At 61.5% G+C, this 26,075-nt stretch carries 25 protein-coding genes; 16 read left to right on the top strand and 9 right to left on the bottom strand.

Annotation, left to right across the window (positions count from 1 at the left end; translation table 11 throughout):
* Window positions 1-74: 74 nt before the first annotated feature.
* The 13 genes from FHT75_RS28350 (at window position 75) to FHT75_RS28290 (ending at window position 12,746) form a co-directional block, all read left to right on the top strand.
* Window positions 75-1,625: an acyl CoA:acetate/3-ketoacid CoA transferase gene (locus FHT75_RS28350; protein ID WP_063473748.1), complete on the top strand. Its 1,551-nt coding sequence runs from the start codon at window positions 75-77 to the stop codon at window positions 1,623-1,625.
* Window positions 1,622-2,428 carry an SDR family NAD(P)-dependent oxidoreductase gene (locus FHT75_RS28345; protein ID WP_063473747.1) on the top strand — a complete coding sequence of 269 codons (807 nt, stop codon included), beginning with the start codon at window positions 1,622-1,624 and terminating at the stop codon, window positions 2,426-2,428. Before FHT75_RS28350 ends, FHT75_RS28345 begins: the two co-directional genes overlap by 4 nt.
* Entirely contained in the window at window positions 2,425-3,276 is an 852-nt protein-coding gene (locus FHT75_RS28340; protein WP_047619153.1) for a MaoC family dehydratase, read from the top strand. Before FHT75_RS28345 ends, FHT75_RS28340 begins: the two co-directional genes overlap by 4 nt.
* Window positions 3,273-4,040, top strand: coding sequence for a histidine utilization repressor (gene hutC, locus FHT75_RS28335; RefSeq protein WP_063473746.1), 768 nt, complete (start codon window positions 3,273-3,275; stop codon window positions 4,038-4,040). Before FHT75_RS28340 ends, hutC begins: the two co-directional genes overlap by 4 nt.
* The gene (gene hutH / locus FHT75_RS28330) at window positions 4,037-5,542 is read left to right on the top strand and encodes a histidine ammonia-lyase (RefSeq protein WP_063473745.1); all 1,506 of its coding nucleotides are present in this window, start codon (window positions 4,037-4,039) and stop codon (window positions 5,540-5,542) included. The genes hutC and hutH overlap by 4 nt, the downstream gene beginning before the upstream one ends.
* 115 nt (window positions 5,543-5,657) lie before the next feature.
* Window positions 5,658-6,545, top strand: coding sequence for a glycine betaine ABC transporter substrate-binding protein (locus tag FHT75_RS28325; protein WP_063473744.1), 888 nt, complete (start codon window positions 5,658-5,660; stop codon window positions 6,543-6,545).
* A gap of 121 nt (window positions 6,546-6,666) precedes the next feature.
* A complete protein-coding gene (locus FHT75_RS28320) occupies window positions 6,667-7,671 on the top strand; it encodes an ornithine cyclodeaminase family protein (RefSeq protein WP_063473743.1) in 1,005 nt (334 codons plus the stop codon).
* A 5-nt stretch (window positions 7,672-7,676) separates the two neighbouring features.
* Entirely contained in the window at window positions 7,677-8,495 is an 819-nt protein-coding gene (locus FHT75_RS28315; protein ID WP_063473742.1) for a phosphate/phosphite/phosphonate ABC transporter substrate-binding protein, read from the top strand.
* Window positions 8,496-8,532: 37 nt separating this feature from the next.
* Window positions 8,533-9,165, top strand: a complete 633-nt coding sequence (locus FHT75_RS28310) for an ABC transporter permease (protein WP_063473741.1) — start codon at window positions 8,533-8,535, stop codon at window positions 9,163-9,165.
* Window positions 9,162-9,797, top strand: coding sequence for an ABC transporter permease (locus tag FHT75_RS28305; protein ID WP_047619135.1), 636 nt, complete (start codon window positions 9,162-9,164; stop codon window positions 9,795-9,797). The genes FHT75_RS28310 and FHT75_RS28305 overlap by 4 nt, the downstream gene beginning before the upstream one ends.
* 22 nt (window positions 9,798-9,819) lie before the next feature.
* Complete coding sequence (locus FHT75_RS28300; RefSeq protein WP_063473740.1) at window positions 9,820-10,761, top strand: ABC transporter ATP-binding protein; 942 nt, start codon at window positions 9,820-9,822, stop codon at window positions 10,759-10,761.
* A 281-nt stretch (window positions 10,762-11,042) separates the two neighbouring features.
* Window positions 11,043-12,137 carry a hypothetical protein gene (locus FHT75_RS28295; protein ID WP_063473739.1) on the top strand — a complete coding sequence of 365 codons (1,095 nt, stop codon included), beginning with the start codon at window positions 11,043-11,045 and terminating at the stop codon, window positions 12,135-12,137.
* A 162-nt stretch (window positions 12,138-12,299) separates the two neighbouring features.
* On the top strand, window positions 12,300-12,746 hold the full coding sequence (locus FHT75_RS28290; RefSeq protein WP_063473738.1) for a GNAT family N-acetyltransferase: 447 nt from the start codon (window positions 12,300-12,302) through the stop codon (window positions 12,744-12,746).
* 90 nt (window positions 12,747-12,836) lie between these two features.
* Here the strand turns inward: FHT75_RS28290 and FHT75_RS28285 are convergent, their stop codons facing one another.
* The 9 genes from FHT75_RS28285 to FHT75_RS28245 all read right to left on the bottom strand — a co-directional run bounded on the left by FHT75_RS28285 (window position 12,837) and on the right by FHT75_RS28245 (window position 21,579).
* On the bottom strand, window positions 12,837-13,580 hold the full coding sequence (locus FHT75_RS28285; protein WP_063473737.1) for an ABC transporter ATP-binding protein: 744 nt from the start codon (window positions 13,578-13,580) through the stop codon (window positions 12,837-12,839).
* Complete coding sequence (locus FHT75_RS28280) at window positions 13,577-14,434, bottom strand: ABC transporter ATP-binding protein (RefSeq protein WP_063473736.1); 858 nt, start codon at window positions 14,432-14,434, stop codon at window positions 13,577-13,579. The genes FHT75_RS28285 and FHT75_RS28280 overlap by 4 nt, the downstream gene beginning before the upstream one ends.
* Complete coding sequence (locus FHT75_RS28275; protein WP_063473735.1) at window positions 14,431-15,366, bottom strand: ABC transporter permease; 936 nt, start codon at window positions 15,364-15,366, stop codon at window positions 14,431-14,433. Before FHT75_RS28275 ends, FHT75_RS28280 begins: the two co-directional genes overlap by 4 nt.
* Before the next feature lie 4 nt (window positions 15,367-15,370).
* Window positions 15,371-16,468, bottom strand: a complete 1,098-nt coding sequence (locus FHT75_RS28270) for an ABC transporter permease (protein ID WP_063473734.1) — start codon at window positions 16,466-16,468, stop codon at window positions 15,371-15,373.
* A gap of 5 nt (window positions 16,469-16,473) precedes the next feature.
* Entirely contained in the window at window positions 16,474-18,060 is a 1,587-nt protein-coding gene (locus tag FHT75_RS28265; RefSeq protein ID WP_047619113.1) for an ABC transporter substrate-binding protein, read from the bottom strand.
* A 67-nt stretch (window positions 18,061-18,127) separates the two neighbouring features.
* Window positions 18,128-19,081 (bottom strand): dihydrodipicolinate synthase family protein, encoded by a 954-nt coding sequence (locus tag FHT75_RS28260; protein WP_047619110.1) that lies wholly within the window; start codon window positions 19,079-19,081, stop codon window positions 18,128-18,130.
* 60 nt (window positions 19,082-19,141) lie between these two features.
* Window positions 19,142-20,017, bottom strand: coding sequence for an SMP-30/gluconolactonase/LRE family protein (locus FHT75_RS28255; RefSeq protein ID WP_063473733.1), 876 nt, complete (start codon window positions 20,015-20,017; stop codon window positions 19,142-19,144).
* Complete coding sequence (locus FHT75_RS28250; protein ID WP_063473732.1) at window positions 20,014-20,844, bottom strand: NAD-dependent epimerase/dehydratase family protein; 831 nt, start codon at window positions 20,842-20,844, stop codon at window positions 20,014-20,016. The genes FHT75_RS28255 and FHT75_RS28250 overlap by 4 nt, the downstream gene beginning before the upstream one ends.
* A 21-nt stretch (window positions 20,845-20,865) precedes the next feature.
* Window positions 20,866-21,579, bottom strand: coding sequence for a FadR/GntR family transcriptional regulator (locus FHT75_RS28245; RefSeq protein WP_047619104.1), 714 nt, complete (start codon window positions 21,577-21,579; stop codon window positions 20,866-20,868).
* A gap of 314 nt (window positions 21,580-21,893) precedes the next feature.
* Between FHT75_RS28245 and FHT75_RS28240 the strand changes: the two genes are divergently transcribed.
* From FHT75_RS28240 to FHT75_RS28230, 3 genes are all read left to right on the top strand, one after another.
* Complete coding sequence (locus FHT75_RS28240) at window positions 21,894-23,831, top strand: ABC transporter substrate-binding protein (protein ID WP_063473731.1); 1,938 nt, start codon at window positions 21,894-21,896, stop codon at window positions 23,829-23,831.
* Between the two features lie 120 nt (window positions 23,832-23,951).
* A complete protein-coding gene (locus tag FHT75_RS28235) occupies window positions 23,952-24,938 on the top strand; it encodes an ABC transporter permease (protein WP_063473730.1) in 987 nt (328 codons plus the stop codon).
* 9 nt (window positions 24,939-24,947) lie between these two features.
* A complete protein-coding gene (locus tag FHT75_RS28230) occupies window positions 24,948-26,069 on the top strand; it encodes an ABC transporter permease (protein ID WP_063473729.1) in 1,122 nt (373 codons plus the stop codon).
* Window positions 26,070-26,075: the final 6 nt, after the last annotated feature.

Genomic DNA, 26,075 nt, shown 5'->3' with positions numbered 1-26,075 from the left:
TGCAAAAATTCCCGTTGCCTTCCAAACGATCAGCGGCTAGCCTGTATATACAGGGCGGAGAAGCAAAGATCGTCATGCGGGTCATCTCTTCACAGCAAGCTGCGGATCTCCTCGAAGACGGGATGACGGTCGCTGCCTCGGGTTTTGGAGGATGCTGCCATCCCGAGGCCATCACGGCCGCGGTGGAGGAGCGTTTCCTCGCCACTGGAAAACCGCGCAAGCTGACACTTCTGTTTGCTGCCAGCACGGGCGATCGTCAGACGCGCGGCATGGGGCATTTCGGCTATGAGGGCCTCGTCGCCCGCGTGATCGCCGGGGGATGGCGGGGAACGCCGCGCCTTGGCAGGCTGGCGATCGAGGAAAAGATCGAAGCGCATTGTTGGCCGCAAGGCGTCATCGCCCAGCTCTATCGGGCGATTGCCGCCGGTCAGCCTGGGGTGATCACCCATATCGGGCTCGGTTCTTTCATGGACCCGCTGCATGGCGGCGGCCGCATGAATGCGACGACGCCGCGAGCGCTTGTCGAGCGCGTGTCGTTGCGCGGCAAGGAATGGCTGCTTTATCCCTCGATGCCGCTCGACTGCGTGCTTTTGCGCGGTACGACGGCCGACGAAGACGGCAACGTCACCCTCGAGGACGAAGCCTTTCCGCTCGACGTGCTCGCCATGGCGCAGGCAGGCCGAAATTCCGGCGGTGTCGTCATCGTGCAGGTCAAGCGGATTGCCGAGCGCGGCTCGCTGCCGCCGGGCGATGTTCGCATCCCGGCGGCGCTGGTCGATTATGTCGTCGTCTGCGAAAATCCGGCCCAGCACGGCGTCAGTTTCGCCGAGACAGACAATATCGCCTATACCGGGCGCGTCCGGATGGCGGTGAGCCGCCTGCACCCGGCGCCGCTGTCGGCCGATAAGATAATTCAGCGCCGTGCCTTCCTGGAGTTGGCGCCGCTCCATCGCCCGACGATCAACCTCGGCATCGGCATTGCCGCCGGGATCGGTCGGATCGCCAGCGAAGAGGGATTCGACGATTATACGGTGACGATCGAATCCGGCGTGATCGGCGGCGTGCCGGCCGAGGAACTGTCCTTCGGCGCTGCCGTCAATCCGACCGCCATCGTCCCACAGGCTTCGCAGTTCGACTTTTACGACGGCGGCGGCCTCGATATCGCCTTTCTCGGCATGGCCGAGGTGGATAGGCACGGTGCGGTCAATGTCAGCCGCTTCAACAATTCCATCGTTGGGGTCGGCGGCTTCACCAATATTTCGCAGACGGCGGGGCGTGTTGTCTATCTCGGCGCATTTTCGGCCGGCGGCGCGGAAATTGCGGTTGCCGACGGCAGCCTCGACATCATCCGGGACGGCAGAGTTTGCAAGATCGTCGACCATGTCGACCAGATCAGTTCGAGCCCGGCCTTTGCGCCGGAAGGGCAGTCGCAGCTCGTCGTCACCGAGCGGGCGGTCTTTCGAGTGATCGACGGATGCCTGATGCTGACGGAGTTTGCCCCCGGCATCGATCTCGCCTCCCATGTTCTCGACCGCCTGCCGAAGGGCGTCGCGGTGTCGGGCCAGCTGAAACAGATGGACGCGCGCCTGTTTGCCACCCACGCCATGAAGGACTTTGCCCCATGAAAATCGATGGAGCCGTCATCATCGTCACGGGCTCGGCAACAGGCGTCGGGGCCGCATGCGTGAAGCAGTTCGCCGAGAGCGGTGCCCGGGTGGTCGTCAATTACAACAGCAGCAACAAAGAGGCCGATGAAACGGCCGATATCTGCCGCAGCCTGGGCGCGGAGGTCGAGATCGTCCAGGCCGACGTTGCCGACGATGCGGCCTGCCGCCGGATGGTCGCGACGGCCGTCAACCGGTGGGGGCGGCTCGACGCCCTGGTGAACAATGCCGCAACGACGGTCAAATCGGATCCTTTCGATCTGGAGACATTGTCGGCCGAAGATTTTCAGAGTGTTTTCGGCGTCAATGTCATCGGCGCCTATCAGATGTGCCGGGCGGCGGTGCCTGTGATGCGTGACAGCGGCGGCGGTGCGATCGTCAATGTCTCATCCAACGTTGCCTTTACCGGCGGCGGCAGTTCGCTTGCCTATACGGCCTCCAAGGGTGCGCTCAATGCGTTGACCCTGGCGCTAGCGCGCACCTGCGGTCCCGATATCCGGGTGAACGCGGTTTGCCCCGGCATCATCGATACGCGCTGGATGCGCGACACGCTCGGGCCGGATGCCTATGGCGCCATTGCCAAGCGATTTTCGGAAACCGCGCCGCTCGGCCGGGTCGCGACACCGGAAGACGTTGCCGGCGCCATTGTCTGGCTTGTTCAGGGGGCAGAGTTCGTCACTGGCGAATTGCTTTCCGTCGACGGCGGCATCCGCCTGTCGGGTGGTGTTCGCAAGCCCGTGGCATCCGGCGGAGCCGCATCGTGACGTTGTCGGCCCAATCCATTCTCGATTTCCCGGTGCCGCAAGCGACGCATGTGGTTACTGCAAGAGATGCCATCCTCTACGCCCTGTCTGTCGGCTACGGCACCAACCCGCTCGACGAAAACCTATTGAACTATGTCTATGAACGCGATCTCGTGACCGCGCCGACCCTTGCCAATGTCGTGGCGCATCCAGGCCCGTGGATGCAGCAGACGGGTGTCGACTGGGCGCGTCTCGTGCATTCCGAGCATCGCCTGACCATCCACCGGCCAGTCCCTCTCGATGTGCCGCTGATCTCCCGGTCGCGCGTCTTGTCGGTGGTCGATCGCGGCCTTGAGAAAGGCATGTTCGTCAGCTTCGAGCGCATGATCGCAACCGTGGACGGTGATGAGCCGATCGCGACGATCGTCCAGACGAACGCCTGCCGCGGTGACGGTGGATGCGGTTCGGCGGGATCGGCGCCTGAACCTCTGTCCAAAGTCCCGGACCGAGAGCCGGACTTCGAATTCAATGTCGACCTCCCTGACAACGCCGCGCTGCTTTATCGCCTGAACGGCGATCTCAATCCGCTGCATGCGGATCCACAGGCAGCCGGCCGAAGCGGCTTCGATCGGCCGATCCTGCATGGGCTGTGCAGCTTCGGTTATGCGGGCTACGCCATCATCGCCGCCATCGATCCAGGCATGAAGATCGGCTTGCGGGCGATCGCGGCGCGGTTCAGCGCGCCGATCTTTCCCGGAGAAACGATCACCCTGCAGATGTGGCGCAACGACGCCGAGATTCGCTTCAGGGGGATCGTTGCGTCACGGGGTGTGACCATCCTCGACAATGGCATGGCGAGGCTGTCATGACGAAAGCGGTCAAACCAGCCGCCCGCGAGGCGCGCCATTATATCAGGATCAAGGAGCAGATCCTGGCCGACATCGCCGAAGGCAAGCTGCAGCCGGGAGACCGGGTATCCTCTGAAAGCGAACTGGTGGCGGCATTCGGCGTCAGCCGCATGACGGCGAACCGCGCGCTGCGGGAATTGATGTTCGAGGGTGTCCTCAAGCGATCCGCCGGGATCGGAACCTTCGTGTCGCCAAAGCACCTCGACGTCGATCTGCTTCAAATCCGCAACATAGCCGACGAAATACTGGAGCGGGGTCACACGCATAAGGCGGCGGTCGTTCAGGCCGGCTCGATGAAGGCGGATGCCAACGTTGCCGACGCGCTCGAACTGACGCTCGGCGCTGAGGTGATGCACTCGCTGATCGTGCACCTGGAAAACGACCAGCCCATTCAGGTCGAGGAGCGCTACGTCAATCCGCTGGTCGCGCCCGACTATCTGTCGACCGATTTCAGCAGCATGACGCCGAACGAATATCTGACGAAGGTGGCGCCGATAACGGCGTTCGAACATATCGTCCAGGCCGTCAAACCGGACACGACGATCCGCAAATATCTTGGCCTGAAGAATGATCACCCTTGCCTGCGCGTCTTTCGAAGGACCTGGTCGGGCGAGGCCGTCGTGACCTGTGCGCTGTTATACTATCCGGGCGCGCAATATCGGCTGGAAGCACGGTCCACCAAGGGTCCCTCGAAGCCCGTCGCCATTCTCGGAGAGAAACAGTGAGCGCCACCCATTCTCCATCGATCACCTTCAGCGCGTCGCCGCCGACGATCGAGGACATCGCAGCAATTGCCCGTCGTCACGCCAGGATCGAAATCTCCGCCGAGGTCGAGGCTCGGATTACGGCGGCGCGCGCCGTCGTCGATCGCTATACGGAAAAGGAGCTGCCGGTTTATGGCCTGACGACAGGACTGGGAGCGGGGGTCGATACACGACTTGCAACGGAAGATCTGGTGGCGTTTCAGATGCGTGTGCCGCAAGCCCGCGCGGTCGGCGTCGGAAAGCCGCTTGCCCAGGAATCCGTGCGGGCGATGATGGCCGTTAGGGCTGCAGGCATGGCGGCGGGCGGCTCCGGCATTTCGCTGAACGTGTTCCGTGGTCTGATCGCCGCCATCAATGCAGATATCCATCCGGTCGTCCCGTCATTGGGCTCGATCGGTGCGGCGGATTTGGCTCCGCTTGCCCATATGAGCCGGGCGCTTCTCGGCTTCGGCGAGATCGAGCTTGGCGGCGAAGTGCTGCCGGCCGCCATCGCCCTGGAAAGGGCCGGCCTGAAACAACTCGAATTGGCGCCGAAGGACGGGCATGCGCTTGTCGTGGCCAACAGTCTCTCCATCGGCCTTGCCTGCCTGGCGCTTGAGGATATCGAGCGGCTCTTCGATTGGTCCCTGAAGGCGATTGCCGTTAATTTCGAAGCGTTCCGGGCCAATGTCAGCGTCTTCGACGATCGCGCTCTCGCTGCCAGACCGGCCTTTGGGCAGCGCCGTGTCGCCGCTCAACTGATGGAACTGCTTTCGGGAAGCTCCTTGCTTGCGGCCGATGCCGCAAGACGTCTCCAGGATCCTTTGAGCTACCGCTGCACGCCGCAGGTCTGGGGCGCGATGAGGCATGCGATCGACGAGGCAAGGCAGGCGACGGAGATAGATCTCGTCAGCTCCAGCGACAATCCTGTCGTCATCGCCTCCGAAGGCGTCATTCTTGCACACGGCAATTTCGACATGACCGCTTTTGTGCTCGCCTGGGAAAGGCTGGGGCAGGCGATGGCGCATTGTGCGGCAGGCACCGCCTATCGGATCATGAAGATCATGTCGCCCGGCATGTCAGACCTCCCGCGCTTCCTGACCCCGATGGGCCAGAGCCGGACCGGTTTTGCGACCGTGCAAAAGACCGTCTCGGCCATGGAAGCCGAAATCCGCCATCTCGCCATGCCGGTTTCGCTTTCGCCCTTTCCCGTCGCCGATGGCGTGGAAGACCAAGCGTCGATGGCGCCGAGCGTTTTGGCAAAGACGCAGGCGATCGTCGAGCGCCTGCGTTATCTCGTTGCCATCGAACTGATTGCCTCGGCCCAGGCCGTCGAGCTGCGCGGCGTCTCAGGCGAATTGGGCAAGGGATCGGCTGAGGCCTATGCTTTCGTCCGCAATCACGTCCCGGCGCTTGATGAGGATCGCGCGCAAGGGCCGGATTTTGCGGCGATCGCCGCATTGATCGGGCTTGGCCCGCTGTAAGCCCGGTTCGCCACTGCCCCACCAAGAAGGGCAGGGCGCCGACCGGTCATGCCGACGGCTATTCTGGGGAACGCCGCCGGTTCGTTCATTGAAAAGTCAACAAGAGGGAATGACTATGAAAAATTGGACAAAGGGCATCCTTGCAGCCGGCATCATGGCAACCGCCATGTTCCAGTCTGCATCCGCAGAGACCATCAAGGTCGGCAGCAAGAATTTCACTGAGCAGTTCATCCTCGCTGAAATGTATTCAGCCGTTCTGGAAAATGCCGGCTTCACCGTCGAGCGCAAGATCAACCTCGGCGGCACGCTGATTGCGCACCAGGCATTGGTGGCCGGCGAGATCGATCTTTATCCGGAATATACCGGCACGGCGCTCGCATCCGTCGTCAAGGGCGAGATGTCGACCGACGCCGACAAGGTCTATACGCAGGTCAAGGACTTCTACGCCAAGCAGTTCAATCTCACATGGCTGAAGCCGAGCGGGATCAATAACGGCTATGTCATCGTCGTCCGGCAAGAAACGGCGCAGGCCAACAATCTGAAGAGGCTGTCGGATCTCGCCAAGGTCTCCAAGACACTGGTCTTCGGCGGCGGCGCCGAATTTCCGGATCGCGCCGACGGCCTGCCCGGCCTGAAGCGCGTCTACGACGCCGAGTTCAAGGAGTTCAAGCAGTTCGCCAAGCTTGGTCTTCGTTACGACGCGCTGGAACAAAAGGATATCGACGTTGCCAATGGTGCGGCGACCGACTGGCAGATCGGCTCGAAGAATCTCGTGCCGCTGGCAGACGACAAGGGTCTGTTTCCGCCCTACTACGTGGCGCCTGTTGTCCGCCAGGACGTGCTGAAGGCCAACCCGAAGGTTGCCGAACTGCTCGAAGCGGTCGGCTCCCATCTCGACAACGAAAAGATGCGGGTCCTCAATGCCAAGGTCGAAACCGATCACGAGGAAGCCAAGGACGTGGCGGTCGATTTCCTCAAGGAAAACGGCCTCCTGCCGAAATGATTGTCATGCCTCCGCGGCCGGATATCAATCCGGCTGCGGTCTGGCGCGGCGATCCATTTAAGGGTTTTTGTTCGAAAATCCGTCCGGTCAGCAGCCGGGCAGGAATATGGAGAAGCGGGAAATGCAGGAAATCTGGATCGATTATCTCAACGCCCTCGATGCCAAGGCGCTGGCGCTGACGAATGACGAGATTCTCGATGCGGTGTCGAAGGCGCTGGATGCGCAGGGCAGGGGTGAAACCGTCATCGAGCCGCGTGTTCATCTTGTGCCGGAGAGCTCCGACAAAGGCCATTTCAACGTGCTTCGCGGCTACGTCAAAGCGCTGAATTATGCCGGCGTCAAAGTCGTCGGCGACTTCGTCGACAACTACAAGGTCGATCTGCCTTCGGAGCTTGCGGTCCTCAACCTGTTCGACCCGAACACCGGCGTGCCGAAGGCCATCATCGACGCAACTGATATCACCGACATGCGCACCGGGGCCGTCACCGCTCTTGGCGCAAAATATCTCGCCCGCAAGGACAGCAAGATTCTCGGCCATATCGGTGCGCGCGGAACCTCTTACTGGAATGTCCGGCTTCTCGACCATCTCTTCGACTTCGAGGAAATCCGCGTGCATTCGCGCCGGCCGGAAAGTCGGGATGCCTTCGCCAAGCGTCTTGAGGCGGATCTCGGCAAGAAGATCATCGTCACCGACAATTGGGAGGATTGCCTCAAGGGCGCCGACATCATGGTCGAGGCGAGCCGCCTGCCGGAACCGGCGCCGCTGTTCAAGACGGAATGGGTGAAGAAGGGCGCCTTCGTCGTGCCCTATGGCACGATGAGCGCGCTTGAATTCGATCTCACCGACATCATGGACAAGGTCGTCGTCGACGATTGGGGACAATGCGGCCCCGGCAAGCCGTTCGGAGCGCTTCGCCGTCACGTCGACGAGCGCAAGGTGACGGCCGAGAACCTGCATGCCGAAATCGGCCAGATCGTCTGCGGCATGAAGCCCGGCCGCGAAAGTGACGAGGAGACGATCCTGTTCTGGCACCGCGGCCTCAGCACCACCGACGTGGCGCTCGGCGCCGCCATGGTCGACAAGGCAAGAGAGATGAACATCGGCCAGCGGCTGCGGTTCGCATAGTTGCCATGGTGATGTCCAAGCCGATCGCCTGTTCGAGAATGTATAATCTCAGTCCGCGCATTCGCGGCCTGTGGGATGCGTTGTTTGCGCTGGTCAGCGTGCAGTCCGGCATTGAGCTCGAGATCATCGCTCATGCAGCACCGGCGCCGCTGTCGGAGCTATGGGCGAGGCCGGACATGGGGCTGGTCTTTATGTGCGGCTATCCGTTTTCGCGTATGCCCGAGGGCGCCAGGCCGACTGCCCTTGCTGCACCCGTTTCGAGCGAGGCATGGTCTTTGGACCAGCCGCTCTATGCCAGCCACATTCTCGTCGCCTCCACCGGGGCGGTGAACGAGGTAGCGGATCTCGCTGTGGCCCGCTGGGGCTGGACCGTGCGCGATTCCCAATCGGGCTACCACGCGGCGCGTTCTTTTCTTGCCGACCGGTTTGCCGGGAAAGTGAAGCAGAGCATGACGGTCGGGCCGCTGCTCAACCCGTCAGGCATCGTCGCCGCCCTCAAGGACGGCAGGATCGATGCGGGTGCGATCGATGCTTACGCCTTCCAATTGTTGTCGATGCACGAAACCGATGCGATCGATGGTCTTCGTATTCTGGCGACGACCGATCCGCTTCCCGCGCCGCTATTGGTTGCCGCGCAAACCTTGCCTGCGGACATCGCCACAGCATTACAGCAAAGCCTCGTGACGTTGCATGAAACGCGTGAGGGAGCGGCGGTTTTGGAACGGCTCGGCCTCCGGCGATTTTCGACGGTCGTTCCCCCGGCCTACGATAGTCTGCCGCTAAGAGCCGACGACGCCGATCGCAGATTGGGGATCACATGGTAGACAGCCGAACGAGCGCTCGGATGCGGAGGTTTCGACGATGAAATGGGTCCCCAAACATCTCGACCGGCTCTTCGACGCGCTGTTGGAGCACCTCTATCTCGTTTTTTCCTCGGTCGGCATTGCCCTGGTGATCTCGCTGATCGTCGGGATATGGGCGGCGAGGCGGCCGCGGAGTTTTGCGGCCATCGTCATCTTCACCGGCATCCTGTTCGCCGTGCCGAGCCTGGCGCTGTTTGCGCTTCTGATCCCCATCATGGGCATCGGGGCGGCACCCGCCATAACCGGTCTTGCCGCCTACTCGCTGATGATCCTGATCCGCAATATCGGCATGGGATTTCAGGCTATTCCGCGTGACATATTGGAAGCTGCTGATGGCATGGGCTACGGCACGGCACGGCGGATCTGGGAAGTAGAACTGCCGCTGGCCATGCCCTATATCGTCGGCGGCATCCGCATCGCCATGGTGACGGTCATCGGCATCGCCACCGTTGCCGCCTATATCAATGCCGGCGGGCTCGGCGTCATCATTTTCGAAGGCATCGACCAGCGCTTTCCCGAAAAGATCATCGCCGGCGGGCTGCTGACGTCATGTCTGGCGCTCTTTGCCGACTGCTGTTTTGCCTCCTTCGAAAGGCTGCTGCGCCGGCGCAGCGGGGGGAAGCCGGCATGATCGTGATCGATGCATTCAGCTGGATCTTCAACAATTCCGGCACCTTCTTCAACGCGTTCAATCGCCATCTTCTGATGTGCGCCCTCTCGCTCGGCATCGCCTTCGTCATCGCCGTGCCGCTCGGATTTGTCGTCGCACGGGCACCACGCGCCGCCTTTGCGGTGGTCAATATAGCCGGCGCCTTGCGCTCCATCCCGAGCCTGGCGATCCTGTCGGCGACGATGCCTTTTCTCGGCATCGGATTGCTGCCGTCGGTGATCGCCCTCATCGTCCTGGCCGTGCCGCCGCTATTGTTGAACACGATCATTGGCATCCGCGAGATCGACGCCTCGGTGATCGATGCGGCGGATGGAATGGGCATGAGCGCCGGACAGATGCTGTGGGAGATCGAACTTCCCCTGGCCGTTCCCGCGATTCTGTCGGGCGTCAGGACGAGCGCCATCCAGGTCATCGGCGGGGCGGCGCTGGCCTCTTTCATCGGCGGCGGCGGGCTTGGCGATTTCATCAATGCCGGCATTGCGATCATGAACATGCCGCGCCTTCTTGTCGGAGCGGTGCCGATTGCCCTGCTCGCAATCTTTGCGGAATTGGCCTTCGGCGCCCTGGAGCGCCTCTTCACTCAACGGCGCTGAGCGGCCGAAAGCGGATATCAGGATGATTCATCTCGATCATGTTACCAAGAACTACGACGGAAGCGGCCAGCATGCGGTCGACAACCTCGATCTCCTGATCGAGACTGGTACGACGGTTGCCCTGATCGGTCCTTCGGGCTGCGGCAAAACCACGACCATGCGGATGATCAATCAGTTGGAGACCCCGACGACGGGACGTGTGCTGGTCGACGGCAGGGATATCGCCCGGGTCGACCAGAAGGAGCTGCGCCGCAGCATCGGCTATGTCATCCAGCAGGTCGGTCTGTTTCCGCATATGTCGATCGCACGCAATGTCGCGACCGTCCCGCGGCTTCTCGGCTGGGAAAAGGCGCGCAGCAATCGCCGCGTCGACGAACTCCTGGATCTCGTCGGTCTTGATCCGGCCATCATGCGGCAGCGTCTGCCGCATGAATTGTCAGGCGGGCAGCGCCAGCGCGTCGGTTTCGCGCGTGCACTCGCAGCCGACCCCGCAATCATGCTGATGGACGAACCGTTCGGCGCGATCGATCCGATCACCCGCGTCCGGCTTCAGGACGAATTCCGCGATATTTTGAGGAAGGTGAAGAAAACCGTCGTCATCGTCACGCATGACCTCGATGAGGCTATCAAGATGGGCGATCGCATTGCGATCATGCGGGATGGCCGCCTCCTTCAATATGATAGCCCGCAGGAAATCCTTGCGCGTCCCGTCAACGAATTCGTCGAGAGTTTCCTCGGCCCCGACCGAGCCATAAAGAGGCTCAGCTTGATTGCCGTATCGACGATCATGACCGCGCCGGAACCGTCCAACGGCGATGCCGAGATCGCCGCTGACGCCACGGTTCACGATGCCTTGGCGCTCATCCTCTCCGGTGAGATGCCGGGCCTGCATGTCAGGTCAGCCGATGGGACGCTTGCGGGATATCTGTCGCGAGACACCTTGTTGCGCGCCAATCGGCTGTAGAGCTCACCTGCTAAGCAGATGCGAGCGCAGCGCCGAGGACACGAACCATCGATATTGGAGCGCAACTCACCGACTCGCTCGCGGTGCGCGAAGGGATCAACATGCCAATGCTACCCACGCGCGCTGAAAGGGATTGCCGATCGCCCGCCTCAGGCTGTAGATCGGTATCACACAATGGGATTGTGTGAAGCCGGTCGCAATGGCGTCAACGCCGCTCATTCATCATCGGCTGTCTGAAGCTTTACCAGCGCGCTGCGCTGTCACATAAGGGGTCGACGCCATTGTCTTCGCTTGTTCTTCCTAGTCGCCCGCTTTCGTTGGCGCGCAACGTCATCTCCACGCCAAATGCTTACTTCTGGTCAACGCCTATCATCCTGGCACTGGCTATCTTTCTCTTCGTTTCGGCAGCGCCAGGCGTGATCCGCGATTTCCAGATCAGCCAGAACCCCTTGGTGCTCGAAAACGGCGATGTGCAAAACGGGCGATGCACGACGCGCAAAGCCATCTTCACGGATTGCGAAGCACGCCTTGTCTACAATTACGGCGGACGGGACTACGACACCGAGGTCGAGGTCATGTTCGTCGATTTCCATACCGGCGACTATGAAACTGGCCTTGTGATCTCAGCCGATCATCCGGAACTCGCGACGATGAGCCTCGGTCTGGATATGCTCTGGAACCGGATCATCACGCTGACTGTGTTTGTCATCCTGCTTGGCGGCATGAGCCTGGGTATGATTTTTCTCGGTATCCGCATTTGGCGGGTCAAGGGCCAACTGCGCCGGCCTGCCATGCTGACCCCTGTCCCGGTCGAGGTGACCGCATTCGACCGCAAACGCGGCGTCCTTTCCATCACCTATAATGACAAGATCGCCGCCGACAAAACGGGGCGATCGGCTTACACGCGCATGAAGAATGGAGAAGAGCCGCTCATCGTCGGTGAAGCCAAGGGCAAAGCGATCGGACTGGCTGTCAGGCACGGCAATACTGCTCTTCCGGTGCTTCTGGACGATCGTCTGCAGCGCGTCGAGCTTACGAATGATGAGCGTGCCGCCGCTCTTGCATCTCTTGCGTCTCAGCAAGAAGGCGATCGGAATGCGACGGTCTTGGTCGAAGAGCCCAAAAAGGCGGTATCGATCTGGAAGCGGCTGCAGATTTTCTTCGGTGTGTTGCTCCTGATCGTCGTCGGTGTGGTCGGCTTCTGGCTTTGGTACGTCACGAGCTCCACGACACAATTTCAATCGCCTGGCATGGATATCAACAATCTCATGCCGGCGCCGTTGAACGAGTGGGGATGCCAGCAGCTCAAGAAGCGGTTCGATCAGGATCGTGCGCCGTTTGGTTGCGTCGCTGACGATTACACAAGTTGGAAATAGGGACTTTCAATGGCGGGCTCAGCCGGGAGGACTGGCTCGGCCTGCCTGGCGCCTAGCCATTTTGGGGATAAGCTCGGAAAAAATCTGCGGATGCAGGCAACACACCATTGCGAAACCAACCGCGCTCGGCAAATGTCACCTCACGTAGCGTGAGACAAGTTCATGTCATTTCGGATCGAACGTCTGGTTGAAAAACACGTCAGCGGCGCGGCCGACGTATTGGTAAGAGCCTATGCCCTGCCGCCGTGGAACGAGAGCTGGTCCCTTGAGGCGGCTGCGGAAAATGTGACCTATGTGCTTGAAACCCCTAGATCGGTTGCGCTGGCGGCGGTTGATGAAGGCAAGGTGCTCGGGATTGCGCTGGGCGTACGACAGCGGCGCCACACCGGCCCGGTGATTTACTTGGACGAGCTTTCAGTGCAACCCGACGCACAGGGTAAGGGAATAGGCACTGCTCTGCTTTCTGCAATGTTTGAAACAGCCAAAGCTGAAGGGTGTAATAGCGTCTGGCTGATCTCGCAGCGAGGTGGGGCGCTGTCGGAGTTCTATCAGCGTTGCGGATTTGCTATGAGAGACGAGCTTGGCCTGTACTCCAGATCGAGCGGATAGTGCTGGATTGGGAGTCTCTGATCCGCCATTGACGATCCTGAGGATGGCGGGCCTGCGACGACGTCGAGCCGCCGCGCATCGATCGAGAATTTACGCCTTTCCATACATCTGGCTCGCCCGCAGCAGGCGTTGCGAATAGGGATGCTCGACCGCGCCTCTGCGCAGGGCTGCGATATCGACCTGTTCGACGATCTCGCCGGCTTCCATAATGGCGACGCGGCTGCACATATGGGAGACGACGGCGAGATCATGGCTGACGAGCAGATAGGTGAGGCCGCGTTCCCGACGCAAATCCTGAAGGAGATTGAGGATTTCGGCCTGAACCGACACGTCGAGCGCAGATGTCGGTTCGTCGAGAAGCAGAACATCCGGGTCCAGCATCAGGGCGCGGGCGATCGCCACACGCTGCCGCTGTCCGCCGGACAGCTGGTGCGGAAATCGGTAGCTCAGCGCCGGATCGAGGCCGACCGATCTCAGGACGGCATTCACGTCGACGGAATTCGTATCCAGTCCCTGGTTGCGCAGCGGCTCTTTCAGCTGCGAGCGGATGGTTTTGCGCGGGTGGAGCGACCCGTAGGGGTCCTGGAACACCATCTGCACCCGGCGGAAGAACGGCCGGCTGCGCTGCCGGTCCAGCGTCTCGCCCTGGAGCGAGATCCGGCCGTCATAATTGGCGTTGAGGCCGGAAAGCGCCCTGAGCACGGTGGATTTTCCGCAGCCGGACTCGCCGACCAGGCCGAAGGCCGTGCCGCTCTCGATGGCGAGGCTGATGTCTCTGACGACGGGTCGCTGGCCATGCCCGAAACGGATCGTGAGATTGTCGATCTTGATCACCGCGGCGCCTCCAATACGGGTTCGTCGAGCCAGGCCGGATCGCGTTTGAGGATCGGCAGCCGGGCAGGGGGATTGTCGATCGTCGGCAGGGATGCGAGCAGCCCTTGCGTATAGGGGTGTCTGGCCTTGTCGAGATCGCGCGCCTCGAGCACTTCGACGACCCGCCCCGCATACATGATGAGGACGCGATCGCAGAAATTCCTGATCAGATTGAGGTCGTGACTGATGAAGATCAGGCCGAGATTGCGGCGTAGCACGAGCTCGTCGAGCAGCGCCAGGATTTCGAGCCTTACCGTCACGTCGAGTGCCGACGTCGGCTCGTCGGCGATCAGCACTTCGGGTTCGGCGATCAGCATCATGGCGATCATCGCGCGCTGGCCCATCCCGCCGGAGATTTCGTGCGGATAAAGGCGGGCCACGCGCTCGGGATCGCGAATCTGGACGGCTTCGAGCATATCGAGCGCTTGGCGGGAGGTCTGCTTGGTGCTCGCCTTGGGATGATGGAAACGATAGGTTTCGGCGATCTGTTCGCCGATCCGCATGACAGGATTGAGCGAATATTTCGGGTCCTGCAGGATGAGCCCGATCCGCCGCCCCCTGATCGTCATCATCGTTTTCTCGTTTGCCTTGAGCAGATCCACGTCGCGAAAGCGCATCCGCTCGGCATTGACGATCGCGGTCGGCGGTAAGAGCTTCATGATCGCCCGCCCGACAGTGGATTTTCCCGATCCGGATTCACCGACGATCCCGAGTTTTTCCTGTCCGAGCGCGAAGCTGACGCCGCGCACGGCCCGCACCTGTCCACCGCCGAAGGCGATTTCGAGGTTTCGAATATCGATCAAGGGCTCGGTCATTCTGAACCTCGGGGATCAAGCACATCGCGGAGCGCATCGCCGACGAGGTTGAAGGCGAGGCTGACTAGCGCAATGGCAATGCCGGGTGCGGCGATGACCCAGGGGCTGTCGAGCATGAACTCACGGCCGCTCGCGGCCATCGAGCCCCATTCCGGCCATGGCGGCTGCGCACCGAGGCCGAGGAAGCCGAGACCAGCGGCGGTGATGATGATGCCGGCCATATTGAGGGTGACGCGGACGATCACCGAGGGAATGCACATCGGCAGGATGTGGCGGGTGATGATTGCGATTGAGCTCGCGCCCTGCAGGCGCACGGCGGCGATATAGTCCGCCTTGCGAAGGCTGAGCGTTTCGGCCCGCGCGAGGCGCGCGATCGGCGGCCAGGCCGTCAGCGAAATTGCGATGATTGCGTTGGTGATGCCCGGTCCGAGCGCTGCGGCAAAACCGAGCGCCAGCACCAGCCCGGGGAAAGACAGGAAAATGTCGGTGACGCGCATCAGGATTTCATCGATGATGCCGCCGAAATAACCTGAGACGGTGCCGATCAGCAGGCCGAGCGGGGCGACGATGATCGTGACGAGCATGATGATGTAGAGCGTCGTGCGGGCGCCATAGATCACCCGGGAGAACACATCGCGGCCGAAATTGTCGGTGCCGAGCCAATGGCTTGCCGATGGCGCGGCAAGCCGCCCGGCCATGTCCTGGACGATCGGATCGTAGCTCGTCAGCAAGGGGGCGGCCGTCGCTACCACGATCAGCAGCACGATGATGGCGAGTCCGGCGAGGCCAAGCGGGTGCAGGCTGAATTTCAGCCAGCCCTGATGGATTTGCTGCGCGGACGATTGAAACCAGCCTCGCGGCTCCGGCGCGAGCAGCCATTTGCGAAAGCCGCCGGTGTCAACGCTGTCTGCGTGCTCAGAGGAAATCGTCATGGCGTCACCGTGTCCTCGGATCAAGAATGCGATAGAGGAAGTCCGACAGGATATTGATCGTCAGGAAGACGGCGCCGATCGTCAGCACCGAGCCCATGACGACATTCATGTCATTCATCTGCAGCCCTCGGGTCAGGTACTGGCCGAGCCCCGGCCATCCGAAAACCGTTTCGATCAGCACCGCTCCTTCGAGCAGCCCACCGAAGGTCAGCGCCATGATCGTCAAAAGCTGCACGCGGATGTTCTTGAAGGCATGGCGCCAGACGACCTTGCGGGTGCCGAGCCCCTTTGCCCGCGCAGTGATGATGTATTCCTGGCTGAGCTGCTCCAGCATGAAGCTGCGCGACATGCGGCTGATATAGGCGACGGAATAATAGCCGAGGATCGCCGCCGGCAGGATGATGTGGCCGAGAGCGTTGTGAAACACGTCCCATTGCTGCTGCAGCGCTGCGTCGATCAGGAGAAAGCCGGTCATGGGTGTGACGAGACCTTCGTAGAAGACGTCGATGCGGCCGGATGCGCCGACGAGCTTGAGCTTGGCATAGAAGATGAAGAGCGCCATCAGCCCGGTCCAGAAGATCGGAATGGAATGGCCGGCAAGGGCGACGATGCGGGCGACGTGGTCGATGACAGTTCCGCGTCTGACGGCAGCCGTGATCCCCAGGGGAACGCCGATGATGGCGCCGATGATCATGGCGATGACCGCAAGCTCGATGGTGGCGGGAAAGATCGTCATGAGGTCGGTGAGGATTGGTTGGCCGGTCGTCGCCGAGGTGCCGAGATCGCCTGTCGCGATCTTCCCGACATAGGCGAGGAACTGCATCCAGACGGGTTGCCCGAGCCCCAGCTCATGATAGACGCGATCATAAACCTCCTTGCTGACCTCCGCTCCGGTGATGGCGAGCACCGGGTCGGCAGGCAGCAGACGACCCATCGAAAAGGTCAGGAAGAGAAGGCCGAGCAGCGTCGTCACCACAGCCACGACCCGCCCTGCCAAGCGCCGCAACAGGTTCACCAGAGGGTGCGGGGCCGCCTCGGCGAACCCGCCCTCCGCAGAACGGGTGCCGCTCTCCCGCTTCGATGTCAGATCGGCGCTCGCCACGCGTTCTACTCCTTGGTCACGTCGTGCCAGCGCGTCGACCAGGTCGTGTGCCCGTGATAGTTCTTGACGTTGGCGCGCGTGACATAGGGGTCGGTTCGCTGGAAGAAGATGACGAGCGGCGAGGCCATGCCGGCATAGATGCCGTCCATCTTCTTGAAGATGTCAGTGCGCTTGCCCGTATCGCGCTCCTTCATCGATTGGTCGACGAGTGTGTTGAGCTCGTCCACTTTCATGCCGGCGCGCCAGAGATAATAGCTGCCGAGACGCGCCTCGTCGCTGTTGTCGGGATTGTAGGCATATTGCGTGGCGACAGCGAAAGGATCAGGCAGTCGGGCGCCGGAATTGCCGAGCAGCACCTCGTATTTCCGCTCGCGGAAGGCGGGCGTGAATTCGCCGGGCACGAGATCGAGATCGAGGCCGGCAGCACGGGCGCTCGCCTGCAGCGCTTCGGCGAAGGGCAGTGTCGCCGCGCCCGATGGATTGAGCACCTTCTTCAGGCCATTGGGGTAGCCGGCTTCCGCCAGCAGCTGTTTGGCTTTGGCAGGATCATAGTCGTAGTGGGAGGCAGCTTCCTCGGGCGCGCCGATCATGCCGCGCGGGATCATCGACTGCCAGGGAAAACCGGTATAGCGCATGATGTTGCCGGAGATCGCCTTCCAGTCGAAAGCATGCTGGAAGGCCTCGCGAACCTTCGGCTTCTGCAGATCCGGGTCTTTTTGGTTGAGGGCGATGTAATAGAAGCCCAGACCCGGAACGCTCTCGATCACCACGTCCTTGTTGTTGGACAGGGCATCGAGGTCGCCGCTTGCCAGATACTGGCCGACATCGACATCTCCGGCTTCGAGCTGCAGTCTGAGGTTGCCGGATTCTGGGATATGCCGAGCGACGACGCGGGCCATGGCCGGCTTGCCGCCCCAGTAGTTCGGCTGCGCGTTGAAGATCGCAACATCGTTCGGCCGCCATTGCGCCAGCGCGAACGGGCCGCTGCCGGCAGAATTGGCAGAAAGCCAGGCGCCGCCGAAGTCGCCGTTTGCCTCATGCGAGAGTGCCGTCTTCTTGTCGATGATGCCGATCGACGAGCCGGCTAGCGAATAGAGCACCAGATCGGTGTTCACGGCCTGCGGCAGCTCGATCTCAAGCGTGTGTTCGTCCTTTGCCCGAACGAGCTTTTCGACGTTGTCTGATGTGAAGCCCCAGAGCGCGACATCGGTGGAGCCGACCTGGCCCATCTTGATAACGCGCTGGATCGACCAGGCGGCATCATCGGCTGTTACCTTGTTGCCGCTCTGGAAGACCGCGTCGTCGCGCAATGTCAGCGTGATGATCTTGCCGTCCGCCGAGACGCTCCATTGCGTCGCGAGCATCGGCTTCAGCGTTTTTAGATCGTCCGGTGACAGTTGCACGAGGTTGTCGTAGAGATTGGAGATCAGCTCGGAAACCGTGCGGGCATTGTTCTGGGCCGGATCGAGCGTTCTTATGCCGGTGAGATTCGTGCCGATGACCAGCATGTTTGGCGGCGATGCAGCCCAGCTCGGCTGTGCCGCCGTCAGGGCGCCCGTTATCGCGATCGTTGTCAGTAGCTGTTTCAGCATCTCAAGACCTCCCAATCCTGTGGCGCGGCCATGCCGGCACCTGTTGCTTGCGGAAATAATGTCGGCCTCAGACGGCGGCCTTTGAAGTCTCCTGCCGGTTCGGATCCGTTTGAACATTGCCCTCGGCCTCCCAGCTTCGAAGCAGCCGATGAAGTTCCTCGCGGTCATGCTGGTCGAGCAGCGGCAAGCCCGGCACACGCACCGGGCCGACATCGAGACCGGAATAGCTGACCGCCTCTTTCACGACGGTCACGTTGGCGCCGTTGCGGAATTTGGTCCGCATCCGCTCGAATGGTTCGAGCTTGTTGACGATCGCTCGTGCCGCGGCGAAATCGCCATTTTCAAGCGCATCGTGGACGGCAAGCGAGAGCTTCGGTGCAACATTGACGAGACCGGAAGTGAAGCCGCGCGCACCGGCTGCGGTGAATGTCGGCGCCCAGCTTTCTGCCAGGCCGCAGACGAACAGTGCACCGGCCGGGTCGGCGGCCGGGATCGCTCGCGACAGCAGCATCAGATCGGTCGTCGCAAACTTGATACCGGCAATATTGCCGTGATTTGCGAGCCGAACGATCTCTGCGACACTGAAACCCTCGGCCCTGACATACGCGACCAGCGGCAGGGCGGAAGCATCCGCAAGATTGCAGAAATAGTCGATCTGGGCCGAAGGGGCCGCAAAAGGATCGACGGGCTGATGCGACATCACGGCGGAGGCGCCGATGCGGGCCGCGTCCTTTGCCATGCCGACCGCCTCGCGCAGCGACCGGCCGATCGCCGCCGTCACCGGCGCCTTGCCGTCGACACCTGACACCGCCGCCTCGTGGACGATCCTGATCTCCTCAGGCGTCAACGCATAAAATTCCCCGGTATTGCCGGCGGCAACGATGTTGTGGATGCCTGCTGCCGCCACCCGCTCATAGACCTTCGCCGTGATCCGGGGGTCGACTTCGCCGCTGCCGTCATAGGCGGTGACGGGAACACCCGATACGCCTGTGAGCGCCTTGCGCATGATTGCGATGCTCATCTTTCTTCCCCCTTAGCTTTCCATCAATCCGCCGTCACCCGACGGGTGATCGGCACGCTGTCATCCGAAACGGAAGGGCGCCAAGCCCTCTGCGTCCGCGTCGAAGGCGATGACCGTTCCCGCCTCGAAGCGTCCAGTGCGGTCGGTCGACAGGCTCGTGACGTAGAGGGTGCGCAGATCCGGCCCTCCGAAACACGGCATGGTCGGTGCGGCGACCGGCAGAATGTAGATCTCGACGATTTCGCCGTCGGGCGATATCCGGTTGAGGCGACCGGCGGATACGCCGGCGCTCCAGTAAAAGCCGTCACGATCGATGGCCGCTCCGTCCGGCCGCCCGTCGTCTTCCGTGAAGCTGCGAAGCCGGCGTCCTTCGCCGATTTCGCCCGTCGCCGGATTGAAATCGAATGCCTGCAGGAAACATTGCCGGCTGTCGGAGTGATACATCCGCCGGCCATCCGGCGACCAGGCAAGACCGTTGGAGCTCGTCAGTCCCGTTGCCACCGTCCGCGCGCTGCCGTCGGCGCCAACCCGGAAAAGAGCGGCGTCGTTTACTTGCGGCTTGGCTTCGCTGATCGAGCCGACCCAGAAGTGTCGGTCGGGACCGACCTTGCCATCGTTGAGGCGGCCATTGATGTGGCGCCCGACCGGATCGCACAGGAACTCGAGATCGCCCGAGGCGGGCTCGAAGAGGTGGACGCCTGTCTGGAGGCCCACGACGATCCTGTTGTCACGGCAGAGCCCGAGGCTGCCGACCGGAGCCGGCATGTCGAAGCGGTCGACCTTCCCTTGCGCGGAGATGCGGACAACTGCCGGCGCCAGGATATCGACGAGCCACAGCGTGCCGGTCCGCTCGTCCCATACCGGGGATTCACCGACCGTCAGCGGTTGCTGGATCACGGAACGGACGTCCGGGCGGATGATGCGCGGTGCCGTCATGGAACCATCTCCAGGCTCTCGGCCAAGCCCTCGGCGTCCCGCATGCGGATGGTGCCGTCGTGATTGATCTCACAGAAGCCGCCACCCTGGAACGCAAGCGCCACCGGCCCTTCGGATCCCTGCTCGATGCGGGCATGGTCGCGTGGCCGGTCCTGTGGCTGGTAGCCGAGCCTCGCTGCCAGTTCGTTGTCCCACCATTTCTCGTCGGTGTCAGAAACGCCATAGACCACCGTCGCGGCGATCGACGGGTGCGACAGGCCGATCCTGACCAATTGCGCCAGGTCTCGTGCGCTGATCCAGATCGCGACGGATCGCTCGCTGTTGGGATAGGTGCCGGCATTGCCGATGCGGATCGAAAGGGAGCGAATGCCCGATGTGTCGTAGTAGAGCCCCGCCACCAGTTCGCCCCAGCATTTGGAAAGCCCATAAGGGCTGTCCGGGCGCATCGGATCGAGCGGCGAGACGAGCTGGCCGCGCGGATAAAAGCCGGTGGCATGATTGCTCGAGGCATAGACGACCCTGGGAATTTTGTTGATCCGCGCCGCCTCGTAGAGATTGTAGGTTCCCAGCACATTGGCCTGCAGGATGGCGTTCATATCGATGCCGCTTGCAATGCCCGCCAGGTGGACGATGCCGTCGATATCTTCAAGCGCAGCGGTGGCCTCATCGACATTGGCGAGATCGGCCTTCACGAAATGCTCGTTTTCGCCAAGCCCGGCAGGCTCCTCGAGATCGATCAGGCGCAGATGCTCGACATGCGAGCGAAGCAGCGGGCGCAGCAGCGTTCCGACACGTCCGGCGGCACCCGTCACAGCGACCCGTTTCATCGTTCTTCCTCCCATTCTCGCTCAAACGCCCTGGAACATGCGGGCGCGAGCATTCAGTATGTGTCTCTTCATCGCATCGTGAGCGTCGGTTTCCCGCCGCGCGAAGATCGCCTCCACGATCACCGCATGCTCATCCTGGACGCTGCGAATCTGCTCCAGCGTTCGTTTCAAGCTCAGGCTTCGTGTCACGGAATGCCCGATGGCGAAATGCGGCCTGAACCATTCACGAACGGTGATGTGGAACTGGTTGCCGGTCGCCATGGCGATGGCATCATGCAGTGCCTGGTCTTCCTCAGCGCCAAGCTCCCCGTTGCGAAGGCATTGCTCGATCGCAAGAAGCGCTGCCGTTATCCGCTCCCTGTCATCCGGCTGCCAGTTTCGTGCGGCAAGCTCCGCAGCCTCGGCTTCGAGGCCGGCGCGGAATTCGAAAAAGCGCTGGACATCGGCGAGCGAGCCGACCGGCACCATTTTCAGCATCGACGAATCCGGCCTTTGCCGAACATAGGAACCGGATCCCTTGCGCGAAACGACCAGGCCATCGGCTCTTAAACGTTCGAGCGCCTCACGCACGACGGGCCTCGAGGCGCCGAAATCCGCGGCGAGCTTCGTTTCCGACGGCAGTCGTTCGTTCACCGGAAAGTTGCCGTCGGCGATCATCCCCACGATCTTCTCGTAGATGATGTCGCTGAAGCGCGTTGCGCCTCTGTTGGAAACGGCGTCGACTGCGAAAGTCATTATGGTCCTTTTCTCTCAAGCCACGCGGCGCCCCACGTACTCCCTGTCGCCGATCGTGAGGTCTTCTGTGTGGCCTACAGAATCTGACAGATCTGCCGCCGTTTTTGGTCTGGCGACAGTATTTTCAGCGGCATGACGCCTGCGGTGTCTGGCTGCATCGCTATCGAATTTGTAAATATCTGTCAACTCTTGTAATCATTTGAGAACGTGTCTATGGTTCGGTCCCAGCGCCGAGGAGGGCGCAAGCGGCAGGTCGGGAGCCCGCCGCATCAGCCGGTGCAAAAGCTGTGCCGGCGCAAAAAGGGAGGAACTCGATGCCCAATGAAATTCTGTCGCGTGGTGTCACACGCCGCGCCGTGCTTGGTGGCATGGCTGGCGTCGCAGCGCTGTCCATCGCCGGCCGCGCTTTCGCCGCAGGCGGCGAAGCGCCGGCACTTGCGCAGCTCGTCAAAGACGGAAAACTGCCGCCGCTTGCCGAGCGCCTGCCGAAAAAGCCGATGGTGGTGACGCCGTACGAGAAAGTCGGCACCTATGGCGGCTCGCTGCGGCGCGGCCTTCGCGGTTCATCGGACCATAACGGCATCCTGCGCATGGTCGGCAACCAGAGCCTTGTGCGCTGGAACCTCGATTTTACCGCCGTGCAGCCGAACCTTGCCGAACGCTGGGAAGTTAGCGACGACGCAAAGCAATTCACCTTCCATCTGATCGAAGGTGTTCGCTGGTCCGACGGCCACCCCTTCACGGCCGACGACGTCGTTTTTGCGATCGAAGACTGCGTCAAGAACACCGAGCTCTACAGCTCGACACCGGCGCAGCTTGCGGTCGCCGGCAAGCCGGTCACGGTCGAGAAGATCGACGATTATACGGTGAAGTTCACCTTTGCGGCGGCCAACGCGCTTTATCTCGAAAACCTCGCCACGCCGCTCGGTCAGCATCCGACATTGTTCCCGAAGCATTACTGCAGCCAGTTCCTGCCGAAATACAATCCCAATATCGAGGCCGATGCGAAGAAGGCCGGCGTCACCAGCTGGACGGAGCTGTTCCGCAGCCGTTGCGGCGATATCGAGATCCCGTCGCGGTGGGGCAATGTCGACAAGCCGACGCTCGATCCGTGGGTGGTCAAGGAGCCCTATGCCGGGGGTGCCACGCGCGTCGTCATGACCCGCAATCCCTATTTCTGGCAGGTCGATACCGAGGGCAACCAGCTTCCCTACATCGATGAAATCAACTTCGGCATCTCGCAGGACGTCGAATCGCTGATGCTGAACGTCATCTCCGGAAAGATCGATATCCAGGAACGCCATATCAGCGTTCTGGCCAACAAGCCGACGCTGTCCCAGAACATGGAGAAAGGCGATTATCGTCTGCTGACGCTGGTGCCTTCGGCCTCGCAACAGTGCCAGATCTACTTCAACATCACCCACAAAGATCCTGCCATGCGCAAGATGTTTGCGGATAAGGCGTTCCGGCAAGCGCTGTCGATCGGCATCAATCGCCCAGAACTCATCGACATCGTCTATTTCGGACAGAGCGAACCCTACCAGGCAGGACCGCGTCCGACCCATCCCTGGTATAACGAGAAATACGCGCGCCAGTTCACCGAATATGATGTCGACAAGGCGAGCGCGATGCTCGATGAAGCCGGCTACAAGAAGGGCAGCGACGGTTTCCGGCTGCGGCCCGACGGCCAGAAAGTGTTCTTCTCGATCGACGTCATTCCGACGCTCTATCCCGACCTCGTCGATGCCCTGGAATTGGTCAAGACGCATTGGGCTCAGATCGGTATAGACATGAAGGTCAACACGATCGAGCGGGCGCTCTATTACACTCGCGGCGACGACAACGCCCATGATGCGGCGGTGTGGCCGGGTCCTGGCGGTCTCGATCCGATGCTCGATCCGCGCGATTTCTTCGCCTTCCATCCTCAAGGATCGCGTTACGCCATTCCGTGGACGCTTTGGTACACCTCCAACGGTGCCCGCGGCGAAGAGCCCCCGGAAAGCCAGAAGAAGCGCATGAAGCTCTTCGACGAAGCGCGTTCGACGGCCGATCTCGACAAGCGCGGCGCGATCATGAAGCAGATCTTCGATATCGCTGCGGAGGAGTTCGAGACAGTCGGCCTATGCCTTGCCGTCGGCGGCTTCGGCATCATCCGCAACAATCTGCGCAATGTTCCCGAGAAGGAGCCGGATAGCTGGTCCTGGCCCAATCCAGGGCCTGCGATGCCGCAGCAATTCACCTTTACGAGCTGATTTCGAACTTGGCGCCGTGCCCAACGGTACGGCGCTTTCTTTCAGTTCGCCCTCCGAGATGCCTTGCCGGCTGACGGCCGACAGGGCCCGGAGGGCGGCGTTCAATGCAAGAGGCGCCTCATGCTGATCTTTATCGCCAAACGCTTCCTATGGATGATTCCATCGCTGTTTGCCGTCAGCTTCCTCGCTTTCGTGTTGATCCAGCTGCCGCCGGGCGACTATGTCACGACCTATATTGCGACGCTGGCCGCCTCCAACGAGATCGTCGATCAGAACACGGCGGCACAATTGCGCGAGCGCTTCGGCCTCGGCGATCCGATGCTCGTCCAATATTTCAAATGGATCTGGGGCATCCTCTCGCGCGGCGATTTCGGCATTTCCTTCGAGTGGCAGCAACCGGTCTCCGACCTGATCTGGGAGCGCATGGCGCTGACCCTCGTCCTGGCTCTGTCGACATTGATCGCCACCTGGGCGATCGCCCTGCCGATCGGCGTTTTCTCCGCCGTGCGCAAATATTCCATCGGCGACTATTTCTTCACCGCCTTCACCTTCTTCGGCCTGGCCGTTCCGTCTTTCCTGCTGGCGCTGGTGCTGATGTATATCGCGGCGGTCGAATTCGGCCAGGATGTCGGCGGGTTGTTTTCGGCGGAATACGAGAACGCGTCCTGGAGCTTCGCCAAGATGGTCGACCTGTTTTCGCATCTCTGGCTTCCCGTCATCATCCTGGCCGTCTCTTCGACGGCAAGCCTCATTCGCGTGATGCGCGCGAATATGCTCGACGAACTGCCGAAGCCTTATGTGACCACGGCACGGGCAAAGGGGCTCTCGGAGTTCCGGCTGCTGATGAAATATCCTCTGATGATCGCGCTCAATCCCTTCATCTCGACGATTGCCTGGCTGCTGCCCAACCTCATTTCCGGCTCCGTCGTCGTCGCCATCGTCCTCAATCTGCCGACGGCAGCACCCCTGCTGCTGCAGGCGCTGATGGCCCAGGACATGTATCTCGCCGGCGCCTTCGTTCTGCTGATCTGCGCGCTGACGCTGATAGGCTCTCTGATCAGCGACATCCTGCTTGCGCTGGTCGATCCCCGCATCCGGTTGGAATAGGAGCCTCACGTGGCCGACATCACCGTTACAAATATTCAGCCGGATCGCGCTGCCGTCGCATCGCAGTGGCAGCTCATCTGGTGGGCTTTCCGCCGGCACCGGCTCGCCATGGTCGCGCTCGTCGTCACCGTGATGATGTATATCGTCGCCCTTGTTCCCGGTTTCTTCGCCATCAACGATCCGAACCTGCAAAATGCGCGGGCGACTTTTCACCCGCCGCAGAAATTGCATCTGATCGATACTGCGAACGGTTTCTCCTTCGGCCCGCATTATTACCCGATGAAGCTGACTCGCGATCCGGAAACGCTGGCCGCTATCTTCAAGGAAGACACGACGAAGCGTGTCGACGTCCAGTTTTTCGGGCGCGGCTATGAATATTCCGTGTTCGGCCTGTTCAACACCAACATCCATCTGATCGCCTCGCCCGACAAGACGACGCCGCTGCTTCTCTTCGGTGCCGACAGGCTGGGGCGCGATGTCTTCAGCCGAACGGTACAGGGCTCGCAGATATCGTTGTCGATCGGCCTCGTTGGCGTATTCTTCTCACTGATTCTCGGCATCGTGCTCGGCGGCATCTCGGGATACTACGGCGGCCACATCGATTTCTTCCTGCAGCGGGTGATCGATTTCGTGCTGTCGCTGCCGACGATCCCGATCTGGCTGGCCATGGCCGCGGCCCTGCCGCAGGATTGGCCGGCGACGCTGCAATATATGATGATCACGATCATCCTGTCGCTGACCGGCTGGGCGCAGCTTGCCCGCGTCGTTCGCGGCCGCTTCCTGTCCCTGCGCACCGAAGAATTCGTCGCCGCCGCCAGGCTCGACGGCGTTCGCGAAAGACGCATCATCTTTCGCCACATGCTGCCGAGCTTCGCCAGCCACATCATTGCCTCGATCACGCTTGCGGTGCCGGCGATGATCCTTGCCGAAACCTCACTCTCCTTCCTGGGGCTTGGGCTGCAGCCGCCGACCATCTCCTGGGGCGTGCTGTTGCGCGAGGCCCAGAACATTCGCTCGATCGCCACGGCACCGTGGCTCTTCATGCCGGGCTGCGCCGTCGTCGTTGCCGTGATGGCGCTCAACCTTCTCGGCGATGGCCTGCGCGATGCAGCCGATCCCTACAACAAATGAGGCCGG

It is taken from the genome of Rhizobium sp. BK112, assembly GCF_014193215.1.
GTDB classification, from domain to species: Bacteria; Pseudomonadota; Alphaproteobacteria; order Rhizobiales; family Rhizobiaceae; genus Rhizobium; species Rhizobium anhuiense.
Note: the sequence above shows the minus strand (reverse complement) of the source record. Positions and strands in the feature narration are given on the sequence as shown.